The following is a 14139-nucleotide window of genomic DNA, read 5'->3' on the forward strand; positions in this document are numbered from 1 at the left end:
AATCAATTTTTAATTATATTTGGAGATAGAGTCAAGTTCTAAAACTTAACCCTATCCAAAAAGAACTTACACACTTTACAGGAAAGTGTCACTTTCAAAAAATCTTTCTTCTTCATTTTGTCTTGAAACAAAACGAAGCAAAAATTCAAGGCTGTGAAGTAAAAAGCTAAATTTCACTCCATTCACCTAAATGATTTTAAACTCGCTATCGCTCAAACAAGAAAATCATTTTTAACGGTTCATTACATTAAATTATGACGCTTTTTTCTTCAAGGCCGAATTATCGTAGACTTAGAGGGTATGCTTTCAATTATAGAATTTCTAATAAAATTTTTTACACTCATTTTTATTTGCAACTCTTCTTCTAAACTTTTCTTTATCTGTAAAACATCTTGAAATATTTGCTACTCTGTTAAAAGAATCATTACCATAATAATTAGGGAATATTTTCTCACAATTCTTATGATTAAAAATTTCTTTTAATAACGTTCTATCAGAGAAACCACATGATAACCCCATAATTACTACTTCAAATATATCCTTATCTAACCAATCATAAACCTTAGCTAAATTTTCATTTTCCTGATATTTAATCGATTTAATATTCTTAAGTAAATCATTATCTCCTGTTCTCTCTAAATTTTTATAACTATCACTTTCTTCATCTCCATAACCAAAAAGAGGTTTATAAGATTCAATACCATTTAGATATCCATGAAGATATACAAGGTCTCTATTTTCCCTTTTTTCTAAATATAAACTTGCTGTGTTTGTATAATTAAGATTAATAATATATATACCAATTTCCTTAGAAAGGAGGTTCTCTAATTGATCATAAGTTCTATGAATCACATCATTTATATGATCATTTTTAGAAGGTTTTGATTTTCTATATTCATAAACTAAATAATCATTAAGTAAATCTCTTACTTCATCAAGTTCATTATTCAACTTCCGTTTATTATTGAATTTATCTTGTTAAAAACCGTTAATTTTGGTAATTATTTCACCTTTTAATGCTTTAAAGTACTCTTCTTCAATATCCACCCAACCTTCAAGTTGTTTTGAAATAATATGTTTCAGAAATTTATTTTCATCTACTACTGATCCTTTATTTTCTGGTAATAATAAAAAATGAATAAAATCCTTATATGTAGATTTTATTCCATGTGCAACATCAAAACCATTTCCTATAATTATTATTCTATTCTTAACTTCTCTATCCTTCATTTTATTAGAATTAGTTTCTATAAAACTGCAAAAAATATTCACTATAAACTCACTAATATCTATTTTTATATTAAAACTTATCATTTAACTTACTCACAACTAATTATTCATTGCGTAACGATTAACTTTATGGCAGACAACAAAAAGAAATGAATTTACCTCTAGAGGATATTTCTAAGGTTACTAATTTAAGTATTGAAGAAATTAAAAAATTGAGGTAATGCTCATCAAGGCTAATTTTTACTTATAGAATTCCACAATTTAGGATTATTATAAATTGAATTTCTAAAATGTGCTATTTATTAAAAATAAATGCGTTCCTTTGTCATAAGTATTAATCCTTGTTAGATTAATATGGGCATTGCTATGGCTTCAATTACTTAGCAATGCCTTTTTTTATGTCCAAATTAGAATCTTCATATTTTTGAAATAATAGTTTACTTTTTCTTCCTTCATTGAATAAATTACCAAACTAACATTCCTTCTAATATCTTTATTCAAGTTGTTTATATCTAACTAAAAATATTTATGAATAAATTATTCTACTTACTTTCTTTTTCCTTTGTGATGTTAGTATCATTTAAAGGGGAAAATAAGATTCCAACCGTAAAACCTGAGTCTACTTATAAAGTTGAAATCACAGAAGGTATTATATACGCTAAAGGCTTAAGTCATGAAACTTTAAATAGTAAAAATGCTCAAACAATTCCTCTTAAATTGGATGTATATGCCCCTGTAAATAATGATAATAATCGACCTGTCTATCTATTTTTTCATGGTGGAGGTTTTAAAAGTGGTTCTCGTAAAATGGTACACATTGCGAATATGGGAAAGTATTTTGCTTCTAGAGGATGGGTATTTATTTCTGCGGATTATAGAGTAATGAAAGATATAGGGACAGTTCCTCAAAATTGGGTGAATATTGCTAAAAAATATCCTCAAAAGGTGAGAGGGCAAGCATTGGCTGTATACCCTGCCTTACGTGATGCAAAAGCAGCGATGCGATGGGTAATTGCCAACAATGAACAATATCATATCAATACGGATTACATTACTGTAGGTGGAAGTTCTGCTGGTGCATTAACAGCTATAGGGTTGGGAATTTCTAATCTTGAAGATTACAGAGATGAAATTAGTATAGAAACAGACCCGACCTTATCAACTACACACCTGAAAGAAGAGTATAAAGTAAAAACCATTATTGACCTTTGGGGAACAAAAGCAGTTGTTGATGTTCTAGAAAGATTAGATGGTAAAAATAGATTTGATAGTAAAGATCCTTCGTTATTAATTCTTCATGGTACACAAGACCAAAATAAAAACACTCCTTTTAGTGAAGCAGAAAAACTCAAAAAAATATATGATGAGAATGGTCTATCGGCTAAATTATTTCCTTTAAAAGGAGCAGGTCATGGTGCTTGGAAAGCTACAGTAGATGGTGAAAATTTAGGGAAATTATCTTATCAATTTATTGTAGAACAACAAGGATTAATTGTTGAGAACTCTGTGAAATAAACATTAAGTAATTGAATTACTCAGAAAAAAGGCTTTAGCATTTTTTATTTATGCTAAAGCCTTTTTACATTAATTCCAAGTCTTTATAAAACTTGCATATAAGTTAAATTGATTTTGATTCAATATATTATGTATATTATCTTCTCGCTTTTTCTCCAAATCAGAGCATTTTTTCTTTCTTTCCTTTTCTCCTAAATTATTGTACTTGTTTAGTGTAAGATAAAAGTTCAAATATGCCTGTTCAATTTTTGATTTTTGAGCTTTTGATAACTTCACATTGATAGAAATTGTATTCATATCTAAGTGTGCTTGCTCATAAGGGTTATCTACAATCACATATGTATAGTCATGATGATGATGATGACAATGATGATCGTGATGATGTTTTTTCTTTTTCTTATGCCCATGGTGGTGATCATGATGATGGTGTTTTTTTCCTTGAGCGTTGGTCAGTAGCGAAGTACCACAAAATAATAAGAGTACAAAAAGTATTTTCTTCATATCGTATAGTTTATAATGAATCTGTAAAAAATAAATAGGTCTCTAAGAGTTCTAATTAATAAAAATACAAAAAGTAATCCCTTTTCATTTACACAAATACGTTATTAGTAATATTAAAATAAATTAAAGAATTTTATGATAAAAAAAAAAAAGGAACACCTTGAATGATGTTCCTTTTCTGATTATTGTACTTTTGTTGTATCAATATTGATCTTCCTTAGTTGATTATTTCCATAGAATGTTGGGAAATACATTAACTCTGCTTTTGCTGGGTTGATATGATAGACTCCTGAGTATCTCGGTAATAATTTCACTTTAAAGGTATAATGACCTTCTTTTAATTTTTTACAGAAAATAGCCGTTTCATTTTTATAATACTCTCGATGTACTTCATAGTAGTTACCCTTCTTTTTGGAAGCATAGGAACACCCTGCTGGAATAGGAACATTGACCATGACGTAATCTGATGCTTTTTTTACATTTACTTCTACGATTAGTTCTACTTCTTCTCCTGCAATTAAGGTATTATTTTCACTATTACTAAAGTAAGAAGTCACCTCAAAATCTTCTGTTCTAGCTGTTGGATTACTCTCCCAATATTTTTCATATTGTGTAAAATATATAGGGAAGTTTCCTTTCTTTTGAATTGAGATTTCTTCACCTTTTTGTAACGTTAGACTCATAGGGAAATCAGTGATTGTTTTTTGGATACTCCCCTTAATTTCTAATTCAGGGTATATTAATTCATCATTTTCATCCAGAATATCACCGATGATAGTCGCTATAATTTTTGCTGATGTGTATGTATTTTCCCAGTAGCCATCTGTTCTTTTTTCCAACAGATAATTTCTCATTTTCTTTAAGTCTTCATCATGATTTTTTGTAGAATCATTTTTGAAAATTTGATACACTAATAGCGTATTTTGAATGGTATTCTCTGTAATTTGATTTCTCCATATACTTGGATCTTTCACTTCTTCAAAGTAGACATTTCCGAACATTGTCTCTTTTCTACAAGAATCAATAAAGCTTATATTTGTTTCGAAACCTTGAATCTGTTTTAATCTTTCCTTCTCTAGTTTATAATGTAAGCTTCCTGTAGTCTTCTTTAGACTTACTAACAAGCGAGCACTATTGTCAAAATCATCTATCATTTGGTATAGTTTGATGAAATGCAACTTTTCATATGAGGTTAATTCTATTTGTGCATTTTCATATTTATCCAAATACAAGCTTATATCTTCTTTTTCTAAGTTCACCTTAAAACCCGATTTTTTTGCATTTAATAAAGCTTCGAAAACATAATTTGAGATCCACATAGTTGTAGTATTTCCAGATCACCATCCCCATAAAGCATTATTATTTTTTGAATCATCAAGTTTCCTAATCAACTTTTTAATAGCATTTTCATGTTTATATTTATCTCCATTCTTTTGACTAATCGTATAAGATGCAAGATGAGCATTTAGTTTTGAAGCCAATTGTTCGTTACATAAATATCTGTACCCAATCACATGTTCAATTTCATTTTCTAGAATTCCTTGATAATTTGCACTTGCGTATATTTGAGATATTCCCTCACTACTTGATACATTAAATGAAGTATCATTTTCCAAAACATCAAAAGTCCCTTTGGCAAGTTCAATACCTAAAGGATAAACAGGTAATTTTTTTTCTTCTCCATCAAAAAATCCACTTTCACTTTCTACCATATATTGAATTGAAAGACTATCTTGATTAGATGAAAAGGTTAATGTATCAATATGAACATCTTTTATCGTAATATCTTTTGTCCATTCATTATGTCCATCTAGAGTATATGTAATTTTTGTTTGCAGAGAATCCCCAAGATAATTTAATGCTTTACCAATACTTTGTACAGTATCTGAAGCATTCACAAAACGAGGCATGGAAAGTTGTCCTGCTAAAGGCATATACGATTTAATGCTTTCTTGTGTCATTCCTGATTGTTTTTTTCCATTCATGGCCAAAAAGAAAGTATCCCATTTTGTGATGTCATCTGGAAATGTGGCTTCAAATATTACTTTTCCTTCTGCATTAGTTGTTAAAGAAGGTTCCCAAAAAGCAGCATCATCAAAATTTGTCCTTAAAGATTTCTTACCTTTTGCTTGCTTTAAAAAGGAATCATTCATTTCAGCTTGAGCACCTAATTTAAGCCCTAACTTATATACTTCTTTCTCTGAAAGGTTAATCAAAATTACGCCATTTACTCCTCTTGAACCATAAATAGCAGTGGCAGATGCATCTTTTAGAACTTCCATACTTTGTATCAAATTCTTATCTATTGATGCCATGTCCCCTTCGTAAATTTTCCCATTAATGACAACCAAAGATTCTCCAGATGAAATACTATTATTTCCTCTTATTACAATGTTTGAAGATGCACCTGGTACTCCTCTTACATTAACTCCTGCCACTCGTCCTTTTAATACCTCCACAGTACTAACAGAAGCAGTTAAAGCTTTTTTAGTTTGTACCGCATACCCAATTACTACTACTTCTTCTAATTTTAAATGTTCTTGATCTAAATGTACTTCGATAAAATTCCCTTCAACAGCTACTATTTGCTCTTTATAACCAATAGATGAAAACTTTAGCAGATCTTTTCCTTCTGGTATTTTTAATGAAAACTGACCATCTAAGTCAGTTATAGTACCTAAGTTTGTTCCTACAACACTTACAGTAACACCAGGTATAAGTTCTTCATTTTCCAAAACTACTCCTGATATAATATCTCCTGCTCCTTTGTAAGTAAACTGTTTCGTATAATTATTTTTTATATTCTGATAGTCTTCAATTACATCGTAAAACCCTTTTTTATTACCATAAATAGATCTTTCAATAAGATCAGATACTGATTTACCAAATTCATCATGGCTAAATTTCGTTGGCTGTTCTATTTTGAGATAATTTGTACCATTGATATCTACTCTAACAGAATCTTTCACAAAATATTTTTTATCAGAATAAAAATAAATCAACTGATAATAACCACTATCCAAGTCATGAAACCTTTTATTTTGTCCTTGGTAAACTCTAATAAAATCCCCATCATCCAACTTCATCAATAAAGTATTTAAAGGAAGATCTTCTAGTTTATTTTTTGATTCTATTTCAGCAATTAACTCTCCTCGTCCTTCATACGTTTTTTTAGGATTAAAATAGATTGCTTTTTTCCTTCTTTCTTCTTCCAAAAAGTTTTTCCATTGCTGTTTAATTTTTTGTTCGGTCAAAACTTCACTATCAAAATCAATTGAAGTATTGTCTGTGAAAAATGACTTCTTCCCAAATGTATAATCTTTCATTTTCATCATTTTTTCAGAGAAAAAGTATTTGTAAGAAGGCTCAAAATTAAAGCTTTGATCATAGCTTTCTAGTACATTTAGTGAGGCTTTCCCATATATTGGCCCTACAAAACTAGTATAAGAATGAGTTTTCGGTTTATCATTAAGTAAAAAATAGTTATCGTTATTTTCTAAAAAAGCAATAGTCTTAAAATTGTTTGAATAAACTAAAGTATATTTTGACCATAAATTTATTTCATGATCAGTGATGACAAAAGGCATTTCTTTTACACTAATATTTTCATTACTCTGAACCTCTTTATCAATACTAAAAATTGTTTTCATCCCTTTTTGAAATTCAAAATCTTTAATCTCAATTTCAGCATTTGTGGTTCTTATTTTTAAACTTACTTTTCCAGGAAATGTACGGATAGCTGCAGGTTGATATCTTTGTGTCCATCCAAAATATCGAGGAACATCATTAATAGACACAACTTGAATAGGCTGAACTTTTCCTTTATATACCACATAAGGAATAAACTGAGTAATACTATCTTCTGTTGAAATTTCAGTCTTAAAAATTCCATTTTCAGGATACAAGAAATTATAATAAGGTATTGTATCTAAACTCGCTAATGTCTTCCATTCTGTATAATTTAGATCTATTTTATTAACCTTATTTTTCATTGAACCTTCATCAAAAGAATTGATAAGTGTTTTATTTCGTTTCTTTTTCTTTAATAAAGGTGGTTTTTTTTGTACATGTTCAAATTTATTAGTGATACCATATGCAGTAATATCAACGCCTTCGACAGGGTTATTTTTATAGTCTGTCACTTCTATTTCAAATGTAGAGGTAGCACCCGGTGTGACAATTTTTGGTGTTTTGACTTTAATATTCAATTGTTCCTCATTCAGGCCAATTAGATAGGTTTCTTTTTTTACTTCACCTCCCCAAACATAATTGACTGTGAAATAGTAGTTCTTATGGTTTTTTGCTTCTCTTGTTATAGCTAATGTTTTTGTAAACCCTTTTTCTTTCTCTGTGTTTAGTTGATAAAAATTATAATTAAAAGGAATATCTGAAGGGTTTTTTACATTAATTTTTATAGAATCTTGATCTCTTTGAGTATACACTTGAATACCACTCGATAAGTTATCGACTTTTTTATCTTCATAAAAATCACCCACTTTCACAAAATAGGTATCATAATAAGGATTGATTTTCAATTGATATGGAAGTGTAGATTCTGCAATAAATGTAGTATTTCCAAAAGCATCTATTCCATAAACTTCCCCTAACTCTGATTGGTCTTTTCCATTCAATTGATATTTGATCAAAAGAGAATCTTTCTGTAATTCAAATCCTATTTTTTCTTCTTTAATTTTATAAGAAATCTCTTTTTCTTCTTTTGATACTTCATTATCTGAAGTTCGCATAATTACGTTAATCTTATAATTCATTTCTACTTTTGGAAATAAACTATCGGAAAGTATTATTTCAGTATCACCATTGGTTGCTAAATCTTTTTTGATGGTTAATAATGTATTCGGTACGAAAGTATAATCGTCATAAACCGTATCAATTGACTCAAAAGAAAGAAATACCTCAGCATTTGCATCCATCAGATAGAGATCATTCTCATCAGTAGCTTTAATCGTTAACTTTAAATCTTCTCCCTTATAATGTATATCATTATCCGTTGAAATTTCCAGCTTTGTTTTCCCTAGTTCATACTCTTCATAAGAAAATGATTGGCTGATAATTGTTCTCCCTTTTTTATCTTTTAAAACAACATTATAGTAATAATCTAACTTCATCTCCAATGAGTCTGCAAGCAAAAATTCATAAGTATACCCGCCTGAATTATAAGGTGAAATGGTCGTTATTTTTTTCTCAATAGAATATCTTGAAATAAATACATCTACATCTTTACTGTAAGGTTTACCAGACTTTTCATTAACGATATATGCTTTAAACTTTACTGTATCATTCGGTTTATACTTTGGCTTGTTAAATACTAAATAACCATTATGCTTATCCTTTATCTCTTGATAATAACCATCACAATAAAACTCATCAAAAAGACATCTAAAATCATCAAATGTTTTAATAGCAAAATGTTTAGTCCTATAAATTGAGCCCGTTGCATAGCTTCTTTTTATTGATTTATATCCATCAATAGGTAAAGAAATTACATAATTAATTGGAGCATATACATACTTTAGAGGTGTTCCGTAAACTACTTTTCTAAAACCTCTATTAAAAGCTGAGTTTTTATACTTTTTTTGTGTATTTGTATAAGAAATATGGCCTTCATATTCTACAGATATCAGACCTTCTCTATTTGATTTTTTATCTAAATAAGTTTTTGTCTTTGTGTCAAATGAGAGTTTTTTATTATTCATCTTGACTTTTGCGTCTTCGATAACCTCTCCTTTTAAATTATAAACTTGAACGGCTAAATCTGTATCGTTATTAAAAAAGAATACATCAACATTTTCAACGGCATAATACTCTACGACTTGTTTATTGTTTTCTGCATAAGTCAATAAGTAATGTCCAGTAGGTAAATTCTTTTCATGGATTTCATCTTCTCTATCTATCGAATCTACAAGAGAATGGAAATAACTCTTATTCATTGAATATCCATCATATTCATAAATATCTGCTGCTTCTGCATTTGAAATTTTATAAATATAAGTATTAGAACTACCTCTTTGACTTTTCAATACATCTTGAGAAAATAGAGAAGATGACAATAATAAAAGTATGTAAGTAAGTATAGAAGTCTTTGTCATTTTTAAAATTTAGTTTGCTTTGCAATTTAATTTAGAGTCATCTAAATATACTAAACCTCCGATAATTGTCATACATAATAAATAAAAAAGCCCACTCAATTTTTGAATGGGCTAAAAAAAATTTTTATCTATAGACTATAAATTGTCTTCAACAGTTACTTTGAAATATCCTTCTTCGTACTTGTGTTTGTTACTTTCATAAGTAGTTCTCACAGTATTGATATTGACGGTATTTCCAATATTATCAAAAGTTCCATTCAGAATATTATCTGCATCAATCCCTCCTGAAAAATCAAAATTAACTTCATTAGTAGCCGTAGTTGAATAGCGAATTGTTGGCTCTACAATTCTATTATCTTCATTTTCCGCACCATCGATAATCGCATCAACTGTAATCAAATCATCATCCGCTAAGAAGTCTGTATTTGTTAAAGAAAATGTGTTGTTATCAAAAGTAGAAGAGTGTCCTGAAACATCTTTTATTGTCACGGCAGAAATACTTTGAGCATTAGATGTATATTTTGTTGTTGTATTATTGTTAGTGTCTGTAAAGGTTGTACCATATGCTTTAGGCGAATGGTCTTTTATATTATAGAAAAAATAAACAAAAGTACTATTAGAGAAAAGTCTTAAAACGTGACGATGGAAATAGTCTACACCATCTTGTTCAAATACAGCATTAAACTGATAGTTTTCAATTGTACTTTTCAAAGTAATATATTGTTTCATATCTGCAACAGTAAGAAATACTGTATCTCCATCATTATATAAACTTGAAATACATGAAACTCCTCGATCTCTGTTTTGTGTATAGAATGTTACATAATCTAAAGCACGGTTGCTCGGATCTAATGTAGCTCTTACCTTATGCTCGTAAAAGAGTTTGATATTTTCACTCGGAGAAGGCAAAGATTTAAAATTAGATGTTCTATAATACTTTAAAGAACCATAATCTACACTAGCAAAATAGATTGTCTTATATTCAATTTCTTCTTCTTCTTCCTCCTCTTCTTCTACTAAATAAGAAGTCAAATCAGCATCAGTTGAATTTACTTTATAAAATGAAAGGTTTTTTCTTCTAAATAACTCTTCAATACCATTTGATAGAGCAATATTGTCAAAGTCATGGGCAATTACTTCTACTTTATAAAATTCTCTTTCTCTATTCTCTTCCGGAATACTGACCTTTAATTCTTCTGTAAGGTCATTGACATTATAGACATCTGATATTCTATTCTTATTAGCGTCCGTAAAATAAACATATATACTATGATTAGAATATTCTACTAATCTTAAGTTGTTTTCTTCTACAGATCCAGTTTCATAGTGAACATAATCTAACGAGCCAACATACCCAGGTTCATAGTAATATGGAGGTAAATAATTATCGACTTCCACTTCAAAATCATACGATAGTGCATTTTCCGATAAATCATCTGCTCCTACTATATTTCCTGTAAAAGTGAATAATTGTACTCCATCTTCAAATTCTTTCGAATCAAAAGAGAGCGTCATTGTATTTCCATTGACTTCAGCATCTGCATCAACAACAGTAGCTCCAGAAGAAACCTTTATATTTTCCAATGAAAATGAGAATCCTGATGCATTAGAAACAGTTAAATCTACAACTGCAGTCCCTCTTAAAAAGTCTATATTATCACCTACAGATAATGTAATATCAGATGCATTTGGAATTTGAATAACACTGTCTTCATTAGAAGAACAAGACCAAAAAAAAGCACACAAAGATGCTATTGATAATAGTTTGTAAAAATATTTCATAAATAAAAAGTTTGAATTTAATCATGAATAAAAAATTATGTACATCGTTATACAATACTTAAATTTGAAGAGTATTTTGGAAGAATTAAATAATTGGAATAGATTGAACTTTACTTAAAAACAATGTACAATTTTCATTATTATCAAAGAAAAGAGATTTTTATTTTAAAAAAAAATCTAACTAAACAACACTTAACCATAATACTAACACGCAACACTATACACTATATGATTTTAATCATAGATTAAATATAAATAGTTTGACAACTACCTAAATAAGAAACTAAACCTTTCCAATACAAGAAAGGCTTAGTCAATAGAAATAGTTGTTTTTAGTAATTATCTTTTAAAAATCATTGTGTTCATAAATTGGGAATAGGTCATCTTGAACACCTGATTTTATTGGTGATAAAGTAGATCCTTTTAATCTTGCATTACCACTTTATTCTTATATGAACTCTATAAAAAAGATAAAGATCAAAGTGTTAGTACTATTCACCCAAGAGATGCTGCACTGATGATGGAAATTCAGAATTATATGAATGAAAATCTAGCTGCTCCATTACAAGTTGAGAACTTATGTTTACATTTTGGGATTAGTAAGGCTAAATTACACCATTGTTTCAAAGAAGTGTTTGTTTCTACTCCTCATCAATTTCTAATACAATTAAAAATAAATCATGCTCAACATTTATTACTAAATCATGAAATTTCTTTAGAATTAATAGCAGAAAAAACAGGATTCTCCAATACCAATCATTTCTCAAAAGTCTTTAAAAAACAAATGGGGATTACTCCTCATGCTTTCAGAGAGAAATTTTATAAGCAAAACTAAAAAGCCTGACCTATTTGGAAATAAATACCATTATCATCCTTACCCCAAGCATAGTCTACTCCTACTACAAAATTATATTTTTCAGAAGCTAAATAACGAACTCCTAAGCCGCCTGCTGGCAATACGGGTTTTTCTGTATCTTCCGAGAATACTGTTCCAACCCCTCCAAAACCATTCACAGAAAGTTTTTTATAAATATTGTATCGTATTTCAGTTTGAAAACAATAAAATTGATTGCCTCTATACTGCCCTTTATTGTAACCTCTTAAATCCATTTTATATTCTCCACCGAACCCCATAATAGCTTGATCAGTAAATGGAATATTATCACCAATTCTTGTATTGATTGTGGCTTTAGATGCAACAATTACTTTTTTTAGTGGTTTAAAATAATAGGCGATTTCTGAATCGATAGAAGTGAAATTAACATCACCTCCTAGTTTATCACTATATGTAAAATGATGAACATAAACATATAAACCCTCCGAAGCATTTAATCCATGGTCACGAGTATCATAATTCACCGTTAAACCTAAGCCAACTTCATCAAATTCATTTTTCCCATCCATTGAGATATAATCATCCAAAAGGTCATTCTCAAAAGTCAATTTTTTCCTGTTCATTTTAGCATGTACACCCAAATAAAATCCTTTGGTTAATTTTTTTGTATACCGAAGCATTGCAGAATATCCTAAGCCAACATAATCTTCATAATGTGGATCCACAACATCTGCTGGGACAAAATCTTCTGTATAAAATTGATAATTGAAATTAGAGGTATAAAGCAATAAAGTCACAATATGCTTGTCTTCATTGAAATGATACTTCTGGTAAAAAGCAACCCAATACGTACCATTTTGAAAGTAACAGGGTTGAATCGCCGTCATACTTACAGACGCTACAGTATCTTTTGGATTAAGTTTATATAACCCAACAAGATTTATCCCCCCACCCCAACCAAAGACTTGGTTATTCTGAATTTTAGGAAAAGGTACAAATTGAAAGTTTCTATCCTTAGGAATTAATTTTGTGGTATCACTTGGTACTTTTATTTCATCCGTTGTTTCTTCTGACTCTGCTTCATTTTGAGCATAAATAGATCCACCTAAAAGAAATAGTATTGCAATAAGTAATGGGCTTATTTTCATTTTTAAAAAGAAATAGGGTCTTGTGTCTTTGCTAAGTATTACATTTTACTAAAATATTGGATGACCTTGTCTATTCTCCTTTTGATCTTTATATCATTTCATTCTAAAAATCAATACACAAAAAAAGCTAGACAATTTTAACCGTCTAGCTTCTTTCTACATTTATTATACTTAGCCCATATCCTGTTTGAACAGAATACTATTTCTTATTTCAAATCTTTATTAGATAACCTCCACTACTTTATTTAGGTCTAATCTTGATTTAGGATTTTTCGAAGGTTGATTTACGTCTTCCTCATCTCTGTAACCAATCATTACAGCCACTAAAGGTTGGTATCCTTCTAAACCTAAAATTTCTTTGTATTTATCTGTTTCAATACCTTCCATTGGTGTTGAATCAATGCCCATAGTTGCTACTGCAGAAAGGAAGTAACCAATTGATAAGTATACTTGATCTGAGAACCAACTTTTAATGACACCCTCTCCTTGAGGTTTTAAGAAATTATTGAAATAACCAACTGCTCCCTCAGGTAAGTAATCATTAATATCTTTTTCGAATTTATCTACACTTTCTAATGCACTAAAAACAACAACGTGACTACCATCAATTAATTTAGGAGCATTGAAGTAAGAAGCTTCAGCTAATTTTTCTTTCATCTCTTGGTTTTCTACAATTGTAAATTTCCAAGGTTGACTATTGATAGAAGAAGGACTATATCTTAAAATCTCTTTTAACTTTTCAATATCTTCAGCACTAACTTTCTTAGAAGCATCATATTTTTTTGTTGTATATCTTGATTTTGCGATGTCGATAAATTCCATAATTTCTATTGTTTTTGTTTGATTTTCTAAACGTTAAATTTTCAAAAATTGTTCTCTTAAAATGATTTTATTAATGACCATTCACTTTTTAAGAGATCTAAAAGATCTTAATAATTATGTTATAATTGATATTACTTCATTAATTTTAGTAACTTTACTTTTTATAGTTGCAAACATAAGTAGTGTTATTAATTAATAC

Annotated in this window: 8 protein-coding genes and 1 pseudogene; 2 read left to right on the forward strand and 7 right to left on the reverse strand. The window is 29.2% G+C overall.

Translation table 11 applies throughout. The features are described 5' to 3' along the window. Positions 1-321: 321 nt before the first annotated feature. Positions 322-1314 (reverse strand): annotated as a pseudogene (locus ACXAHM_RS23990) (AbiH family protein). 444 nt (positions 1315-1758) lie between these two features. Here ACXAHM_RS23990 and ACXAHM_RS23995 point away from each other — a divergent pair. Next, complete coding sequence (locus tag ACXAHM_RS23995) at positions 1759-2745, forward strand: alpha/beta hydrolase (protein WP_474966034.1); 987 nt, start codon at positions 1759-1761, stop codon at positions 2743-2745. A gap of 69 nt (positions 2746-2814) precedes the next feature. On the opposite strand, the gene ACXAHM_RS24000 is transcribed toward ACXAHM_RS23995, so the two are convergent. From ACXAHM_RS24000 to ACXAHM_RS24015, 4 genes are all read right to left on the reverse strand, one after another. Beyond that, a complete protein-coding gene (locus ACXAHM_RS24000; protein ID WP_474966037.1) occupies positions 2815-3246 on the reverse strand; it encodes a hypothetical protein in 432 nt (143 codons plus the stop codon). A 182-nt stretch (positions 3247-3428) separates the two neighbouring features. Continuing rightward, positions 3429-4565 carry an alpha-2-macroglobulin family protein gene (locus tag ACXAHM_RS24005; protein WP_474966040.1) on the reverse strand — a complete coding sequence of 379 codons (1137 nt, stop codon included), beginning with the start codon at positions 4563-4565 and terminating at the stop codon, positions 3429-3431. An 18-nt stretch (positions 4566-4583) separates the two neighbouring features. Continuing rightward, positions 4584-9353 (reverse strand): carboxypeptidase-like regulatory domain-containing protein, encoded by a 4770-nt coding sequence (locus ACXAHM_RS24010; protein ID WP_474966044.1) that lies wholly within the window; start codon positions 9351-9353, stop codon positions 4584-4586. Between the two features lie 135 nt (positions 9354-9488). Further along, on the reverse strand, positions 9489-11135 hold the full coding sequence (locus ACXAHM_RS24015) for a hypothetical protein (RefSeq protein WP_474966048.1): 1647 nt from the start codon (positions 11133-11135) through the stop codon (positions 9489-9491). 538 nt (positions 11136-11673) lie between these two features. On the opposite strand from ACXAHM_RS24015, the gene ACXAHM_RS24020 reads away from it, so the two are divergent. Further along, positions 11674-11970, forward strand: a complete 297-nt coding sequence (locus ACXAHM_RS24020) for a helix-turn-helix transcriptional regulator (RefSeq protein ID WP_474966051.1) — start codon at positions 11674-11676, stop codon at positions 11968-11970. Here the strand turns inward: ACXAHM_RS24020 and ACXAHM_RS24025 are convergent. Together ACXAHM_RS24025 and ACXAHM_RS24030 are read right to left on the reverse strand one after the other, a co-directional pair. Next, entirely contained in the window at positions 11967-13118 is a 1152-nt protein-coding gene (locus ACXAHM_RS24025) for a BamA/TamA family outer membrane protein (protein WP_474966055.1), read from the reverse strand. The two genes, ACXAHM_RS24020 and ACXAHM_RS24025, sit on opposite strands and share 4 nt — an antisense overlap. Positions 13119-13340: 222 nt before the next feature. Continuing rightward, the gene (locus ACXAHM_RS24030; protein ID WP_474966059.1) at positions 13341-13940 is read right to left on the reverse strand and encodes a nitroreductase family protein; all 600 of its coding nucleotides are present in this window, start codon (positions 13938-13940) and stop codon (positions 13341-13343) included. Positions 13941-14139: the final 199 nt, after the last annotated feature.

Source organism: Flammeovirga sp. AWQ4_249 (assembly GCF_056161045.1).

What these genes read in the sequence shown, in the direction of transcription:
- ACXAHM_RS24005 (WP_474966040.1), bottom strand. Translation starts at nt 4,565, where the DNA reads ATGTGGATCTCAAATTATGTTTTCGAAGCTTTATTAAATGCAAAAAAA.
- ACXAHM_RS23995 (WP_474966034.1), top strand. Translation starts at nt 1,759, where the DNA reads ATGAATAAATTATTCTACTTACTTTCTTTTTCCTTTGTGATGTTAGTA.
- ACXAHM_RS24025 (WP_474966055.1), bottom strand. Translation starts at nt 13,118, where the DNA reads ATGAAAATAAGCCCATTACTTATTGCAATACTATTTCTTTTAGGTGGA.
- ACXAHM_RS24010 (WP_474966044.1), bottom strand. Translation starts at nt 9,353, where the DNA reads ATGACAAAGACTTCTATACTTACTTACATACTTTTATTATTGTCATCT.
- ACXAHM_RS24015 (WP_474966048.1), bottom strand. Translation starts at nt 11,135, where the DNA reads ATGAAATATTTTTACAAACTATTATCAATAGCATCTTTGTGTGCTTTT.
- ACXAHM_RS24030 (WP_474966059.1), bottom strand. Translation starts at nt 13,940, where the DNA reads ATGGAATTTATCGACATCGCAAAATCAAGATATACAACAAAAAAATAT.
- ACXAHM_RS24000 (WP_474966037.1), bottom strand. Translation starts at nt 3,246, where the DNA reads ATGAAGAAAATACTTTTTGTACTCTTATTATTTTGTGGTACTTCGCTA.
- ACXAHM_RS24020 (WP_474966051.1), top strand. Translation starts at nt 11,674, where the DNA reads ATGAATGAAAATCTAGCTGCTCCATTACAAGTTGAGAACTTATGTTTA.